Here is a 15,259-nt window from a genome sequence, read left to right as displayed (position 1 = left end):
GCCGCGTGTGCCAGAGTCTCGGTCCAGTATGCGTGTAATGACCGGCCGTGTGCGGGCCCCCTCGGCCGTTCACACCTCAGCGTGCAGCCGTCTTGCGCCCGGGATGGTCCTCCAGGATCTGTCGAGCGAGGTGTACGGGCGCGGGTCGGGCTGTCCGCCCGTCCCAGGCCAGCGAATGCCCACACAGCCGCGCGCTGAGCGCCGCGAGGTGTTGGCGTTCGAAGGCGCCGTGTTCGAGGAGAAGAAATTCGGTGCAGGTCATCGCGTGCCAGGGTGTGCGTAGTTCTCTTACTTCCGCGAGGTCGAATCGTGTCTGACGGTGGCCAGCTCTGACGCTGGATTGGAACGCTTTGTCGCTACGCGAGCGGTTGATGAGGTAGTAGGTGTCCTGGTGCGCGCCGGGAAGGTGGTAGAGCCGTTCGGTGGCTGGGACTGCACCGTCGTCGACGTTTACCCGCTTTCCGGTTGCCCTGACAGGTTGTGGCAGCTTGCCGTCTGATGCCGTGTTGACCCTGACCAGTGAGATGTCGGCTGGGTTGATCATTCCGAGGTGGGGCAGCGCATCGAGCTGTCCGTTACCCAGGTTTTTGTTGGTGGTGCCGGACCACAGTGGGTACCGGTTGGAGCCGTCGATGTAGATGATCATCGGGATGTCGTCGTAGCGGGTGCGGAGCTGGTGCAGGGCCCGTTCTGTGTAGGCCCGCGCCAGTGCTGTGCGGGTGGTGGGGTTCGGGTCGTTGAACTGGCTCAGGTCGGTGGCGTGATGTGCGGCGATGGCGGTGGGGAGGTCGTTCCAGCCGTGGGCGTCGGGGTGGTAGCCGAGCATGTGCCAGGGTGTGTCGGTTCCGTCGCTAATGAGGGCGGAGAGGCTGATCATGCGGGTGGCGGGTTGGTTCTGTTCGCGGGTGTAGAGACCGACGACGACGCATGGCTGCGGCTGCAGGGGGCGCGAGAACACCCGGGTGGGTGTGGTGGCGGTGAGTCCCGCTGCCCGGAGGAGGTCTCGTACGGCGGCATTGGCGGGGTGGTCGACGGCGTCAGGCTTGGGCGTTGACGCTGGATCGATGAACTGGCTGACGGTGCCGTGGGCGGCCAGGGCGCGGCGAAGCTGTGGCTTGGGGTCTTCGGCGGGCTTGGCTGCGGCGAGTTCTTTGTTGCTCTCGGCGAGTACGAGGTGCAGGGCGTCCGGGGTCCTGGTGGAGATGATCTGCTCGGCGAGGGTGTTCCGGAGGTGCGTGGGTCCGGGAGCGACCAGCATGTCGGTCTTGGCGCTGTCGAAGGTGATGGTGAGCGCGCCGTCGAGGAAGGTGCTCCCTGCGGTTGTGAGGCTGTTCTCGGGGAGGTTGAGTACTTCGGTGAGCGCCTGGGCGGACCGGTGGCGCTGTAGGTCGTCCTGGTAGACGACGCTGATGTGGATCGGCCGTGCTGCCGCGTTGACGGCCGAGGCGAGTTTCGCGTGCCGGTCGGGGTCGCCGGGGGCGTCGATGTTGCGTATGGGTGTGGTTTCCAGGACGAGCGACTCCGTGTTGAGCCTGGCGGTGGCGTGCTCGAGCACGCAGTCGAGGAATCGGCGGCCCGGTCCGGAGCCGATGGGGTGCCTGTCGGGTCTGGTGGCGTGCCGGGCGCGGATGCGGGGGTGGGTCGCGAGGAGGTCATCTGCGGTGAAGTCGGCGGGCACACCGCGGATGCTGAAGGAGTCGACGAGTTGGGGAAGGAGCCCGGTGATCACGTTTCGGTTGGTGGGCCGGTCGTAGCGGTGTCTGGCGGTGAGCAGCATGCCGGTGTCGTCGGTGGCGATCCAGAGGCTCTTGGCGTTGCCGGGGAAGCCGGTGGTGGCGCTGATGTGGGCGTCGAGGTTGAGCAGGATACCGGGGTAGCCGGGGACGGTGATGGGTTCGAGACTGATGTAATGGATGCCTTGTTCGGCCCTGGAGTGCGTCTCGGGAAGCGGGCGGTTGAAGGCGACGAGGTTGCCGTCGATGTCGGGACGGAGAAGCAGGTCCGTACCGTCGGGCAGCTTGAGCGCACCTCGGAGGAGCTCGATAGTGCGCCAGGTGGCGACGTCGAAGACCCAGTTCGGGATGTCGGCGTGTGTCACCGTGCCCGCCTGGAGGTACTTGGCGATGTGAATCGTGCGTGGCTTGGTACGGCGTAGCAGTGGGCCGAGGAGGTCTTCGAATGGTGCGCCGTGCCTGGCCACGAGGTCTCGTTCGAAGGCGGCGAAGAGCCGGCTGATGATGGCGGTGTCGATCTTCTTGCGCATCAGGAGCAGCGTGCCGGGGCCGTCGGGATCCTTGCAGATGGTGGCGTAGTCGCTGGACACGTAGCGCAAGCCGAGGCTCAGATCCCTGTACGGCAGGTTCTTCGGGTGGCGGGTGTATCGGCGGTTCAGGTCCTGCCAGGTGTCGTTGACCTCGCTGCCGAGGGTGTAGCCGTGGATCTTCTCCGCCATCGCTTCGGTGTAGGGAAAGGCCAGGGTGCGCATCAGGGGTTCCTGTCGTTGATGCCGGCAAACGTGAAGAACGCGTCGATGGTGGTGCCGTAGATGGAGCGGACCTGGTCCAGTTGGTTGTCGTCGCGCCATCGCTGGTGGAGGTTGCGGATGAGGGAGGCGAAGTCGCTGCCCGGTGCGGCGCCTCCTCGGTGGAAGGCGTTGTCGACCAGGTGAAGAGTTGTGTTGGTGCCGCCACGCCTTGCGCGCCCGGCGAGTTGGATCAGGTCGGCCAGGACGTCGGCGAAGATCGCGGTTCGCACGTCGGGGGGCAGGCGCCCGAAGGCGGGGTTGGACCTGTTGATGAGCTCCAGATGTTTAGCGGCGATGCGGTGGCGTTCGTCGAGTTCCTTGCGCGGGTCCTCGCCGGGGTGCCGGTTGCGGCGGGCGTGGGCACCGGTGTGGGCAACCAGTGCGGATGGTTCGTCGATGAGCTTGATGGGCCGGACGCATACCCAGATGGAGTCGAGCGCGGACCGGTGGCCGACGACGATGTTGAGCCCGCGGGCAACCCGTGCGAAAGGTGAGATCAGCACGTCCCTGCCCGTGCCCGGGAAGGTCCGCAGCCGGCTGGCGGGGATGGCGAGTACGTCGTCGGGGATTTGCAGGCCGCGGCGGTCACCGGCGGGGACGGCGACGGCGATGCGGGTGCGGTGGGCTCCCCCGGCGATCAGGCCGCGGCAGAGGGCGAGCATCTGGTCGTAGGAGTTCGTGACGAGCAGGACCCGGGCACGGGCTCGGCGTTCGGCGTCCCGGTGGTCGTGCAGGTCCCGCAGTCTCTGTTCGAGGATCTGGTCCCAGAGGCCGGATCCGATGCCTTCGAGTAGTTGGGCCTTGCGGTTGCGGGCTGCTCCGGAGATGACGATCCCGCGGTTGGTCGTGTGGTCGTTGACGGACGCGTTGCTGACGGTCAGCCTGCCAGTGCCAGTGCCAGTGCCAATGCCGGCGTTGTCGGGGTAGTAGCAGGCGACGTCGGCATGGACGTGGTTGGTGGGGGAACCGGGTAGGTAGGCGGTCGCGGAGAGTCCGACGATGACTCTGGGCGCGCCCGTGAGCGCGGGAGCCGTAGTGATTCCGAGGTCTGCGGTGTAGGCGTGCGGGTCGCCGGAGAGGATCTCTGCGGTGAACTGCCGGTCGGAGCGGCTCTCCGGGTCGCCGGTGACGGCGAATCCGAAGACCGTTCGGCCGATCGGTCCTTCGGGTGTTGCCTGCCAGGAGGGAGCGCGGTCCAGCGCGGCCTCGACGTCGTCGGCGAGCCGCATGCCGCTGTCGCGCATCAGCGGCAGTAGGGCTTCCAGTTCGGCGAGCCCTTGCTGGAGTTCGCCGAGGAACGCCCTACGTAGGAGAAGGTGGGCGGTCTGGATCTGCCACGCCGAAGCGGTGGGGTCTGCCGGATCGTCGTCCTTCCCGGTCTGACGGCCGCAGTCCGTTTCGTCCAGGTCGACGTCGGCGTCCGGTTCGCCCTCGTCGGTGGTGGGCGCGGTGATCGTTTGGATCGCGCTGACTATGCCTTGGCTTCTTTTGTGGATCAGATCGGATTCCGGTTCGTCGGCGACGACGAGGCGCAGTTCCTTGCGTAGGTCCGCCCAGCCGGCGGGTAGTGCGTCAGGGTCGGGTTCGTTCTGGGTGAACAGGGATTTGAACCTGTCGAGTTGGTCGTCGCTGGGGCGGTCTTCGAGTTCGTTGAGGCCGAAGAGGCGGCAGGCGAGGAGGTTGTCCCATCGGCGTGGCAGGTGCAGCCTGGCCTGTTTGGGGCCGAGTGGGTCCTGCGGGTCGATGAACCCGTTGACGACGGCGGCCAGGTAGCGCTCGGAGAGGAACTCGACCCGGTGGATGGCCCGCTGGAAGGCGAGTTCGAGTTCGCCCGGCACGTTGTCGGATTCGACCTGTTCCTTGCGCTGGTCGTCGAGCTTCTCCAGGAGCAGCTTCTGCGTGTCACGACGGGCCAGGACGAGGGTGCGGCCGGACTGAGTGACCGCATGTCCCTGGAAGGCGTCGACCTCGTCGACAAGGACGATGTCGGCGCGCCGCAGCAGCAGCTCCTGCGCGCTCATCCGTCCGTGGAGTGTGCCGTTCGTGATGACGGGAAACGGCACCGAGCCCTGCTGGAAGTAGGCGTGGTTGGTGACAATGATTTTGGCTGGGCCGGCGGCTTGCCGCCATGGCGCCCACTTCTCGCAGGCTCCGATCAGAGGGCATCGGTGGCGGCCTTCGACGCCGGGCTCGTGCAGATCCGTGCAGGGCTCCTGGCCTGGCTGCCATGCGGCGCCTTCTTCGTCGCTCAGCATGCAGGAGTAGCCGAGCTCCTGCCAGGTCCACCTGGCACCGGCCGGATCCTCCGGTGCGTCGTTGGTGCGCTGGACGGCCACCTCGATGAGCCGTCGGTGGGACATGAGTGCGACGACGGGGATGTCGAGGCTCAGCGCCGCGAGGTCACTGCGGATGGCCGCGACAAGATCCAGCGTGCTCTCGACATCAGGGGTGAGCAGGACAACGGTGCGGCGGCCTCCTCTGTGGCTGGCGAGGTGGGTGGCGGCGACGCGCATCCAGACGCTCTTGCCGGAACCAGTGGGAGCGATCATGAGCTGGAGGGGCCCTGCCGCGAGCTTCAGCCGGTCGACGGGTTGGCCCTGTGGCGTCCGCAGCTTCCGCGAGAATCTGTCCAGGACCTCCGCCAGGCGGAAGGCATCGTCACCCCGCTTCTTGTCGATCAGTTCGGCGGTGGCGTGCATGTCCGCGAGGTCGGCCACCACCTCGGCTGGCGCGGTGGCGTCCAGAACCGGGACAGGCGGGTAGGGCATCGGCGCCCGCGGGATGAGGTAGGTGTTGCGCCGGAACTCGTCGCGGCTGGGGCCGGCGAGGAAGACCGACGAGCTGTAGCGCCTGTCGGCCAGCGCCTCTGGGGGGACGCGCAGCGGGGATGAGGCATCCTCCAGCTCCTGCAGCGCGGCTGTGATCAAATCATCGACCGGCACACCGTCGATCACCTGCAGGAAGTCTCCGGCCTCAAGGTAGCGGGGCGACCGGTTGTTGCGCAGGTGCTCGTCGAGGCTGACGCGCAGGCCCCCTTCTGTGGCCAGGCGGCGAGGGCGCAAATGGATGAGACGGTCGATCGCATGTCGTTGCGTGGCGGTGAGGCCGTCGCGCCAGAGGCTCCACACCCCGAGCTGGCCGGAGAGGAGGAACCGCGCGTCGCGGGGGTCGACCGCGGGCGCGCCTTCCCAGGTCTCGGTGGGGAAGAGCTGTTCGGCCAGTCCAAGCGCCAGACGCAGCGACGGTCCGATGAGGAACCGGTTGGCGGTTCTGTGGAAACGCGCACGGTTGCTCATCCGGCTGCAGCCCTCTTCACCTCGGCGAGGAATCGGTGAGACGTCGTGGCGAACCGGCGCCGTGATCCGGTGGCAAGGCGCAGCCGTTCGTTGAGGACCGCCACATGGCCCGCCCGGTAGTCGGGTACGACAATCAACAGGTCGGATTCGCCGATGCTGCCCCGACGCAGCAGCTCGTTGGCCAGCCGCGCGGGGTCGGTGTAGTCCTTGACATCGACCCGCCAGGGCCGCCGTCGTCCTGGTGCCCTCACTTCCAGGTCGTACCGGTCGACGTGCGGCCACAGTCTCGCGGTGACGCCCGGCATCATCTCGAGTTCGCGGTGCAGGCGGACCTCCTCACAACCGGGGATGGCCGAGTACCGCCAAGCCGGCCGGACGAGGCACACCTGGCCCTTGACCGGAACCGCAGTGGTGACCTGTGGTCCGCCCAACTGCGCGGCACGCTCGACGTTCCACGCGCCGGCCACCGGTTTACGGCCCTTCGCCGCCTTCACGGTGATCGAACCGCCGAGAGCCTTCGCGTGCGGCGGGTAGGCACAGGCAAGCCGACCGAGTTGGTACCGCATCGGGTACCGGCACACGGGGCACCCGAACCAGTAGTGCTCCCCCTCGTGCGCCACCCACGCCCACGCGGGGATCTCCTCGACCAGGCCCTCGCGGGGCAGCCCTGCGGCCTTGATCGCGTCGATCACCTCCGACATCTCCCCCGCCGCGTGTTCGATGACGGTCCGTCGCGCCCGCCGGTATCCCTCCTCCGTGCCCGTCGCCAGCATCTGTCCGTAGAGCCAGCCCTGAACCTTCTCCGCGCTCAGGCGCGGCACCGACCAGCCGACGACATCGGAGGCCGTCATCGACGGCGCGAGGTTCTCCATCAGCAGGTCAGCGGCAGCAGCACTCAGCTGTCCGTCCTCCACCAACAAGACCTCGTCGCACGCTTCCCTCAGTGGGGCCGGCAGAAGCCCGGACAGCGGGCCGGTCAACAGGTCGGTGAAGGCCACCAGGGGCAGCAGAGGTTCACCGTGCGCCAGGTGCGCCAAGGCGACCCGCCCGTGCAGGTCAGCCACCTGCCGCCAGCGCTCGCCGGGCGGTCCCGGCGACGTCCAGATACTGGCGGCCTGCGTCACCGTGGTCACGACTGTGTCCCGGCCGAACCTGGTCAGATCCGCCGTCATGCGTCACCTTCCTCCCCGGCCGCTCATCCTGGGCGACCCGCAGCGCAGCAACTGGACACCGTGTGCGGCCTGATCGACGTCCGCCGCGGTCGCGGCGCACAACAGATCACGTCACACAGAAGGCGGCGTGATCTGCGGGAACACACTCAGCGTCACCAAAGTGGCGTCATCGCGCTCAAAACTAAAGCACAGATGCTAGCCTTCTGCACGCAGGTAAAGCAGGAGGGGACAATCGTGTCGAAGAAGATCCGGCCGGCAGCATGGGCGGCGTCCCTGTTCGGCCGCGACGTGGCAGCCACGCTGACGGAGGCCATCCCGTCGGCCATCCAGGCCGCCGTCGGACGGCAGATGGACGGCCACCACGCGGTCCGCCTGACGTCGCGCCACGCCTTCGGCGGAGGCTGGCCGGCGCGATACGAGGAACTGGTCAACCACCTCGGTGAGGTCCCCGGCGCCCAGACGGTGCGCCCGCTCGGCAAGAGCTACCGCATCGTCGTCATCAACAACGTCGCCGTGCTGCCAGTGGAATACGCGAAGGACCTCGCGACCGCCTACGACAGCCCTCGCGCCCTGAAGAAGATCAACAAGACGACGCTGGAGCTGGCGCGGCTCTTCGGCCCCAAACCCGATCATGAGCAGCCGGCTTTCGAAGGGATGGAGTCCGAGTCGGACGCCCATACCACCGACGTTCTGCGAGGGCTGGAACCAGACGGTATCGTGATCATCTACTACGCCGCGCACGAGCGGCACGGGCTGCTCAACATCGGATGGGGCCAGATCAGCGTGAGCCAGACCGGCACAGCGAGCTGGGTATCCGCACAACCCCTGCTCGTCCCGTCCGCAGACCCGATCCCCGGACTTCGCCTGGTGACCCAGCCGTCGGCCTCGACCGCGTCGCCGCGATTCGACCAGGCCGAGCTGGCCAGCCCGACGCTGCGCGCCCGTACCGCCGCCGAGCAGGCCACCGTCAGCCCCGTAGCCGAACACGGCGACCACCAACAGCGAAACGATGCCCAGAACTGACGAGCCCGATGACCTGTTCTCTGCCGGCGGCCTCCCCGTGGAGTCGCCCTCGGGGTCAGCCAGCGCTGTCGCCAGGCAGTTCGACTCGGCACGCCTGACACAAGCTCGCCAGCTCGCCGGGCTAACCAAGAAGGAACTCTCCGACCGGGTCGGGGTCAGCGCCGCGGCCATCGGCCAGTACGAATCAGGGGCGCGGCCACGACCCGAAATTCTGATCGCCCTCGCCGAACACCTCGGCTACCCCGTCGGCTTCTTCCAGGTCGGGCGTCCCTACGCCCGCCTCGACTCCTCCGCAGCGCACTTCCGCCATCTCCGTGAAACACGCTCATACCAGCGCGCCAAGGCCGTCTCCTTCACCGAGCAGGTCTGGGAACTCATCTACGCCCTCGAACGGCGAGTCTTCCTGCCCCACGTAGACCTTCCCGGCTTCGCCGGCGGCGAGATCCATCCCGGCGCAAGCCTTCCCACCGAGCCAGTCCAAGCCGCCCGAGCTCTTCGCCAGCACTGGAATCTCGGCACCGCGCCCATTCCACACCTCGTGCGCACCCTTGAGGTCCACGGCATCGTCGTCGTCCATGCACCAGCCGACGGCGACTTCCGTACCGTGGACGCCTTCTCGACCTCCCGGCTACCGCGGCCGTTCATCGTTATCAGCCGCGATCGATCCCAGGATGTATACCGCCAGCGCTTCACCGCCGCACACGAACTCGCCCACCTCGTACTCCACGCCGACGCCCTTCCCGGTGACTCCAGGCATGAACGGGACGCCGACGCCTTCGCCGCGGAATTCCTCACTCCGCGCGATAGCATCAGCCCCCTCCTGCCCGCAAGGGTGAACTTTGCTGCGTTCGCTGAGCTCCAGCGCACATGGGGTACGTCGATCCAGAGCCTCATCTACCGCTGCCGAGAAGTAGGCCTCTACACGGACACTACTGCGGCACGCGCCTACCAACGCCTCAACCAGTCCAAACCAGCCCTGGAACCTATCGACGGCTTCCCCGGTGAACAGCCGACACTCCTAAGAAGAGCCTTCGAACTGGCCGCCGAGCATGGGCTAACCATCTCCGCGCTGGCGCAGGAACTGCGCTGGCCGGTGGAGCGGATCCGGCAACTACTTGGTGCTGTCACCGACCGCCCAACACTCAACCTCATAGCCGGCGGCAAAGCGGCGGAGCAGCCATCGCCAATGACTGATCGAATTCGTCATTTACGGGCAGTTGCTACGGACATGGCCTAACGACCTCCGCTGGGACACGTCTCCAACCCTGAGTAGCCGTTCAGCCTGAGCGGCGGAGCCGCCTTGACGGGCTTGCCTCGCTCAGTGCCAGGATCCGTGCCAACTTGGCCTCCACAGGCTGGGTTCCGGGCGGGTTCCAGGGCAGAGGGTCAAGTTCAGCCGGCGTTGACACCCGCAGCCACCCGCACTGCCCGCGGCCGTCATGCAGACCGAAGCGTCAGAGACGTCCTGCAGGACGGGCAGGAGACGCTCACCAGCGTGCAGTCGTCGGCGCATGGGCTCCAGTCCCGGCAGCGGTGGCATTCCCTGTCGGGATCGTGCCGAGTCGTCGCCGGCTGCCGGCAACTGTTGCAGATCCACCAACTGTCCGCCGGCGCCATGGGCTGCGGAACCGTCAGCAGGTGAAACCGTCCACGGACGGTGTAGCTGCGCCCGCCCGTCAGCTGGACCAGCCCTTCGCGCAGGACGCCAGCCGCGTAGTCGGCGGTCCATTGGACGATCTCTGATCTCGCGCGCCGTTCGGCTTCTACGGCCTGCGCGACCTCTGCCTTGGAGATCATCCATCGACTGGAGACCTTCACTACCGGTACTCGCTGGCCGCCCATGGACACAGTCCCGCCTCGATGCGCCTGACTGCGGTACCAGGAATACGCGTTTCCACCGCCGAAGGTGGCCACGCCCTCGGCCAGCGGGATCAGGTCAGGACCCGCATCCATGATCGACAACCTTCCTCCAGCAATTTGAGAGCTGGCGGGAGACCGCTAGGAAGGCCATGGTATGCCCGGCCACCGACAGGACGCCGAGGTCGAGACGAGAGCTCTTCAAGGTGCTTTCGTCCGGGACAGCGGCTGTCGTTCGACAGCCGTCGGGAGGTCCCCGCACGACGGCAGCGCTCTACCTACCCACCGCGACGAACCAGGAGCCGAGGCCGACGGCAATCAGATCGCCGAGTACCGGACTCAGCGCCCCACCAGCCGAGTCCTTGTCGACGACCACCATGTCGCGTTGCTCGGCGTCGACAGCCTCGACCCTCGCAGGCTCATCTCCGGAGTCGGCGGGAAGCTCGCCATCGACGCCGGACTCGGCGTCGGATCGGCTGACTTCAACGCCGTGCTCCTGCGCCGATTCCCCGCTCAGATCCGCAGCGACCAGGTTCCGGGTTGGAAGGGTGACGTCCCCCAGCAACGACGTGCTGCCACGGCCGCCCTCGCCGACCTTCAGCGACGCGATCCATGCGGATCCGTCCAACTCGCCGGAACCGCCGTCGGCGCCGCCTTCGTCGGCGTCGTCACGGCATGCCTCGGAGTCGCGCAGGGCATCCGCGCCGCCCTGTCCGGAGACGGCTTCGACGTGATCAACCTGCACCTGCAGACCGACGACGTCGATCTCGCTCCGGCAACCCGCGAGGTCGATGTAGTCGCGGCCCGCCTCTGCGCCCTGTAGGCGTGCTGGGCGTGCGCTGTATCGCCAGGGAATCGAACCCCTGCGCCTGCCCTCGGCGCGCCAAGGAGTGAACCTACTCACCGTGGGGGAAATATGAGGGCTCGAACCCAGTAGGGCCTGCCGCTATCGAGCAGCTTGGCGGCGCGCAGTCGACGAGCGGTCGCAGGCGGGACGTGGACCTGCTCGTTGCCGACAGGTGGAACCGCGTTGCCGAAGCCTCCGAACAAGGACAGGTCGCGGCGTTCGGGGTATACCTTCTTCCACTGGGCGTCTGGCTGGGTGATGAGCGCCGGATCGCTACGGCGATGCTGCCAAGCGTCGTGAAGAAGGTCAGCGGTGTGCGTTGCGGCGCCGGTCAGGTTGTCAAGGACGCCGCTCATGGTGGTGCCGGCGTGCTCCCATAGCAGGAGATCCTGGGGCTGCTCTCCGAGGACGAACGCCTCGGCGTCGGTAAGTTGCGGGTTTCTGGGCAGGTGCAGGACGTATTGAAGCTCGTCGCGCTGGGTACGCCGATAGAAGCGGCGTAGTTCGAAGCGGTGGGCCCTGTGGATCATGACGTTGCGCATGTCCAGTGCCCAGGTCAGCCAGCCGCTGGGCTGCCGGTCGAACGCCGTGAGGATGTTGCTGATGGCACCGTCCTGCAGCGTCCTGGCGGGCGAGCCCTCCGCGGCGAGGAGATTTCGACGGACCTTGTCAGGTCCAGTCTTGGCGGTGGTGACCGTCGTCCAGCTTGCGGTCACGAGGTCTGCAACGATGCCGAGAACACCGATGGTGGAGGCAGCGAGGAAGTCAAGGCTGCTGCCGCATGCTTGGAAGAAGCCGGCGAGGGCGGCGTCGATGCGGGCAGCCCTCTTCTCTTCGGGGTCGCCGCGCATCGTGAAGGGGTCGACGCCCTTGCTTGCGTGTTGGCGTAGCCAGTTCGTCTCGGCGTACCAGGCTTCGTTGAAGGCAATCTGATGCCAGGCCGCCATGTTGAGCATGTTGCGGATCTGTCCGGTGACCTGAAGTAGGTAGTCGCTGGCGAAGATGATCCTCGGTTGGTCGAAGTACCCGTACCACCAGTCGAAGCCACCCCGGACTTCGTTGAGGTCGGCTTCCATCAGGGCGTGAAGACGGTTCACGCGGTCTACCGCAGCGCGTACTCGCTCGTTGTGAGGGGCCACCTGAGCATTCTCGCTCCACGACAAACAGGTGGATCCGGACTGGGCCTCGCGGCCGTGGGCCGCCCGCCGGCTGGGGTGACCCTATGGGTTTGGGTCGCACCGCTGCGCGGGAGCCGGCCAGGTCGTACGCTGCGGGGCACGGAGACCTTCGGCATCACGGGCGGTGGCACCAGAGCGCGCCACCTGCCCCTCGCCATGCGATTACTCGGTGACAGCCGACAGGTGCGGCGGTTTGCCGCCGGTCTTGAGGAAGGTGACTGCCAGTTTCATCGCCGTTTCGGGCCGAAGTTGTAGGTGCTCGGCCGGGTACTCGGTGGGCACTCCGCCGAAGTCGAAGTGGAGTCCCGCGGGCGGGGTTTCCGCTGTGGGGTCGCTGAGGTAGCCGCCGTCGTCAGCGATGTATACCGCGAAGGCGTGGTTGGGGTGACCGAGCCCGATCTGGATGCCGGGTGGTAGGTCGCCAAGGTCGTCGGTGGTGTCGCTGAAGATGGTCAGCACGACGGACTCACCGGCCTGTTGGATCTTGCGAAGGAGGGCTTCCAGGGCGTCGGGGTCGGTTAGTTCGACCTCGTGGTTGTCGCGCTGGTCGCCCCGGTCGTAGGTCCAGGTCACCTTCATGCGATCGCCTTTCCGTTGCCTGTGTAGGTACGCCAGTGACGTACCTGCCCCTCATCGTCGCGTACGTATACGGCCAGCTGCGCGCCAGCGGGCAGGAGCTGGGAGAGGATCTTCTCGCAGCCGTAGGGGGTGTAGTCGCAGGGCGCATTGTTGGTCACGACAGCCGCCTGGGTGATGTGGTCGCGGCGCATCCGGGCGGCAAGCTTGGCCTCCAGATGGTCAGTCGTGGTGGCGATGAGTTTGTAGGCCGGCTTGAGGTCGGCGGCGGCGGCCGGGTCACGGCCCGACCTCATGGGTATCCGTTCACCACCGATCAACGCCACACCTGAAGTAGGGTCTTTCGCTTGCCGCCGAGGCAGGTCCCGAGCCGCATCGATCAGCCCTTCGGGCACCAACTCGGGCTGAGCCGGTGCTTCCGTTGCACTCGAAGACGTGTCGCGTGTGGCGGGCGGTCGGCTGATGTCGCTGCCACCGCCCATGGTCAGTTTCCCAGCTCACCGACCTGCCGAGCCTGCGCCAGCGCCGCCTCGACGTGCTGTCGGGCCTCGGTCCCGCGGGTCCGGACGGCCGCCAGGACCTGCAGCACCTGCTGCAGCCGCGATAGCGTGGGACCGGGCTGCCCGCCCTGCAACGCCGTCGTGACCTGCCGTCGCGTGTCATCGACCGCGGATCCGGCCGCAGTGACATGACCGTCAACGGCGGTTAGCGCGGCCACGACCGGTGTGAGCGCGGCGATCGTCTCCTGCGGCGACGGCTGCTGCGGCACGGCGCTCAGCGACCGCGACGCCTCACCCAGGACCCCATCGGCCTGCGCCAGCCGAGACCGAGCCTGCCCGAGCACTTCCCGCGCGCGAGCCAATCCCGCAGCGATGCCGGCGAAGCCGGAAGCCACCGCCCGAGCGGTGATCTGCTCGATCGCATGGTCGACAGCGCCGGCCTCCTGCTGCGCCCGGTCCACGCCTGCCGCCATCGCCTGCACGTCGGCACCGATGCTGTCGGTGAGCGACATCGAACCACCCTCCGGCTCTGAGTCCACAGAGAACTGTGGCAGCGTAGAGACGAGTGCCTCTGGAACACAACCAATGCGCACGGCGGCTTCCGTTGAGTGATCCGTTTTTTCTTGATGAACAGCAGGCGTCAGGCCTCGCCTCTCCATGCGAATAAGACGCCGGCCGGACAGACGCTGTGTGGGTGTCGGCTACCCTGCCCGATCAGAAGATCGCCTCCATGCCACGGTCGGCACGGTTCGGATGGTCGTATTCGCTGCGCCGCGTCTTGCTTGCAAGGACGACCTCTCGCGTCTGGGCTTGCTGAGCGGCAACCTCCAAGACGGCTTCGCTTCCCGCCTTGGTGGTGCCCGCGAATCCGCGGCGCACGAGGGCGACGAAGACCTCCCGGGGAAGGTATCGGGTGTTGCCGTAGGTGACCTCGAATCCGGTGCGAGGTCCGGTGCGCAGGCTTCCGTCGGCGATCGCTCGCTGAAGGTAGTCGGCCGGTACGTACATGCCCTTGAGTACGAATGGGTCGCCGGGGGTGAAGTCCTGGTCGCGGACAAACTTGAACCAGAACGGGCTGGGCACCATGCGCCAGTCCTGCGAGTTGACCGGCTCGTTCAAGCCGATGTCCATCCGCTGCAATTGTTCCGCAAGTTCCGCCTGGCCCGTGTACGCCCACCTCTCAGTGTCACTGTTTCGGCTGGCGGGGCGCAGGGTCATGCGTTTGTACTGCACAAGAGTGAAGATGCGTTCGAGTTCGTCGAAGTAGACGAGGTCGACGCCCAGAGCCTTCTCTAGGGGCTTGCGGTTGACGTTCATGATGGTCAGCGTGAACTGGTTGTCGCTGAAGCGGGCGATGCTAGAGCTTCGCAGCCGTAGTTGACCTTGAGGGTCGAAGCGGCGCAGGTCCTCGGCGAGCAAGTCGTCCTCGTTGTCCGCTACCGCCAATGGGTTGTCTGCGAGATACAGCGGATTGATGGCGGCGCCGAACGCCTCCTCGGGCCTGAGCCCGTCGCCCGGGGTGTAGAGCAGGTCGTCGGGTGCCGTGACGCCGGAAATGTCGATTGCTAGTGAAACGGCGTCACGCTCCTCACGCAGCCGAGCGGCGTGTGGCCCGGTCAACGGCTCGTCCGCCTCACGTAGCGCCGCGATCCACTGCCCGACGTCGGGCGAGAGCTGTTGCAACGCGGCGACTACGGCGGTGCCGGCCTGCGGAGGCAGCCGTTTTGGCTCAAGAGGATGAGGCATCCGGCCCGGGAGGTTGAGGCGTCGCTCCACGTCTTGGGGTAGCGCTGCCTGCAGGCGCCTGACCGGCACCGGCTTGGGAAGACGGAACACTGGCATGATCGAAGTGCGGTCCTTGCCGGTCGCGACCTGCTGCGAGCGGCGGGCAATACCGACGAGCATCACAGCGTCGACATCGCCAGTGTCGCCGTCGGCGGCGCCGATGCCGAGCATAAGTGCACCGGGTTTCGGTCGGCTGTGCCGGTAGAACACGTCCGTGACCCGTGCCGAGTCACGCCGCTGACCCCCGTCGGTCATAACCTCGTCGAGTGCCCAGAGGATCACGTCGCGTGCCGGCATGCGCATAGCTTGCCAGCCGTCTTTGCATAGGGCAGCCCTTGACGATCGTCGAGGTCTCACACCAACGCCCTGACCTGGGCCCTGGCCTTCCTGACTTGGAGCGCATGTACACCGCGAGTACCTTGAAGGCTTGGGCAGGCCGGGCTCTGCACCAGCTGGCTGGGATGCTGACAGCCGGACGGGTCAGACCTCCGTCGCCGCGTT

12 protein-coding genes are annotated in these 15,259 nt (G+C 66.9%); 2 read left to right on the top strand and 10 right to left on the bottom strand.

Annotated features, from left to right (window positions below; translation table 11 throughout):
* Positions 1-76: 76 nt before the first annotated feature.
* The 3 genes from O7620_RS26475 to O7620_RS26465 are packed head-to-tail and all read right to left on the bottom strand — an operon-like array spanning position 77 to position 6,992.
* Complete coding sequence (locus O7620_RS26475; RefSeq protein WP_278125807.1) at positions 77-2,485, bottom strand: RNaseH domain-containing protein; 2,409 nt, start codon at positions 2,483-2,485, stop codon at positions 77-79.
* Positions 2,485-5,820 (bottom strand): hypothetical protein, encoded by a 3,336-nt coding sequence (locus tag O7620_RS26470; RefSeq protein WP_278125804.1) that lies wholly within the window; start codon positions 5,818-5,820, stop codon positions 2,485-2,487. The genes O7620_RS26475 and O7620_RS26470 overlap by 1 nt, the downstream gene beginning before the upstream one ends.
* The gene (locus O7620_RS26465; protein ID WP_278125802.1) at positions 5,817-6,992 is read right to left on the bottom strand and encodes a hypothetical protein; all 1,176 of its coding nucleotides are present in this window, start codon (positions 6,990-6,992) and stop codon (positions 5,817-5,819) included. Before O7620_RS26465 ends, O7620_RS26470 begins: the two co-directional genes overlap by 4 nt.
* Positions 6,993-7,226: 234 nt before the next feature.
* Between O7620_RS26465 and O7620_RS26460 the strand changes: the two genes are divergently transcribed.
* Positions 7,227-8,015, top strand: a complete 789-nt coding sequence (locus tag O7620_RS26460) for a hypothetical protein (RefSeq protein ID WP_278125800.1) — start codon at positions 7,227-7,229, stop codon at positions 8,013-8,015.
* Positions 8,002-9,252 carry an XRE family transcriptional regulator gene (locus O7620_RS26455; RefSeq protein WP_278125798.1) on the top strand — a complete coding sequence of 417 codons (1,251 nt, stop codon included), beginning with the start codon at positions 8,002-8,004 and terminating at the stop codon, positions 9,250-9,252. Before O7620_RS26460 ends, O7620_RS26455 begins: the two co-directional genes overlap by 14 nt.
* 200 nt (positions 9,253-9,452) lie before the next feature.
* Here O7620_RS26455 and O7620_RS26450 read toward each other — a convergent pair whose 3' ends face one another.
* From O7620_RS26450 to O7620_RS26420, 7 genes are all read right to left on the bottom strand, one after another.
* The gene (locus O7620_RS26450; protein WP_278125796.1) at positions 9,453-9,968 is read right to left on the bottom strand and encodes a hypothetical protein; all 516 of its coding nucleotides are present in this window, start codon (positions 9,966-9,968) and stop codon (positions 9,453-9,455) included.
* 178 nt (positions 9,969-10,146) lie between these two features.
* Positions 10,147-10,776, bottom strand: coding sequence for a hypothetical protein (locus O7620_RS26445; protein ID WP_278125795.1), 630 nt, complete (start codon positions 10,774-10,776; stop codon positions 10,147-10,149).
* Positions 10,773-11,816 (bottom strand): hypothetical protein, encoded by a 1,044-nt coding sequence (locus O7620_RS26440; RefSeq protein ID WP_278125794.1) that lies wholly within the window; start codon positions 11,814-11,816, stop codon positions 10,773-10,775. Before O7620_RS26440 ends, O7620_RS26445 begins: the two co-directional genes overlap by 4 nt.
* A 243-nt stretch (positions 11,817-12,059) precedes the next feature.
* Entirely contained in the window at positions 12,060-12,476 is a 417-nt protein-coding gene (locus O7620_RS26435; protein WP_278125793.1) for an Imm1 family immunity protein, read from the bottom strand.
* Positions 12,473-12,769, bottom strand: coding sequence for a DddA-like double-stranded DNA deaminase toxin (locus tag O7620_RS26430; RefSeq protein ID WP_278125792.1), 297 nt, complete (start codon positions 12,767-12,769; stop codon positions 12,473-12,475). Before O7620_RS26430 ends, O7620_RS26435 begins: the two co-directional genes overlap by 4 nt.
* A gap of 188 nt (positions 12,770-12,957) precedes the next feature.
* A complete protein-coding gene (locus O7620_RS26425) occupies positions 12,958-13,485 on the bottom strand; it encodes a DUF6244 family protein (RefSeq protein ID WP_278125791.1) in 528 nt (175 codons plus the stop codon).
* A gap of 202 nt (positions 13,486-13,687) precedes the next feature.
* Positions 13,688-15,055 (bottom strand): hypothetical protein, encoded by a 1,368-nt coding sequence (locus tag O7620_RS26420; protein ID WP_278125790.1) that lies wholly within the window; start codon positions 15,053-15,055, stop codon positions 13,688-13,690.
* Between the last annotated feature and the right edge of the window lie 204 nt (positions 15,056-15,259).

The sequence above is a fragment of the Micromonospora sp. WMMD710 genome (assembly GCF_029626045.1).
Taxonomy (GTDB): Bacteria; Actinomycetota; Actinomycetes; order Mycobacteriales; family Micromonosporaceae; genus Micromonospora.
This window is presented reverse-complemented; position numbering and strand designations above follow the sequence as displayed.

What these genes read in the sequence shown, in the direction of transcription:
- O7620_RS26475 (WP_278125807.1), bottom strand. Translation starts at nt 2,485, where the DNA reads ATGCGCACCCTGGCCTTTCCCTACACCGAAGCGATGGCGGAGAAGATC.
- O7620_RS26470 (WP_278125804.1), bottom strand. Translation starts at nt 5,820, where the DNA reads ATGAGCAACCGTGCGCGTTTCCACAGAACCGCCAACCGGTTCCTCATC.
- O7620_RS26465 (WP_278125802.1), bottom strand. Translation starts at nt 6,992, where the DNA reads ATGACGGCGGATCTGACCAGGTTCGGCCGGGACACAGTCGTGACCACG.
- O7620_RS26455 (WP_278125798.1), top strand. Translation starts at nt 8,002, where the DNA reads ATGCCCAGAACTGACGAGCCCGATGACCTGTTCTCTGCCGGCGGCCTC.
- O7620_RS26450 (WP_278125796.1), bottom strand. Translation starts at nt 9,968, where the DNA reads ATGGATGCGGGTCCTGACCTGATCCCGCTGGCCGAGGGCGTGGCCACC.
- O7620_RS26435 (WP_278125793.1), bottom strand. Translation starts at nt 12,476, where the DNA reads ATGAAGGTGACCTGGACCTACGACCGGGGCGACCAGCGCGACAACCAC.
- O7620_RS26430 (WP_278125792.1), bottom strand. Translation starts at nt 12,769, where the DNA reads ATGAGGTCGGGCCGTGACCCGGCCGCCGCCGCCGACCTCAAGCCGGCC.
- O7620_RS26425 (WP_278125791.1), bottom strand. Translation starts at nt 13,485, where the DNA reads ATGTCGCTCACCGACAGCATCGGTGCCGACGTGCAGGCGATGGCGGCA.
- O7620_RS26420 (WP_278125790.1), bottom strand. Translation starts at nt 15,055, where the DNA reads ATGCCGGCACGCGACGTGATCCTCTGGGCACTCGACGAGGTTATGACC.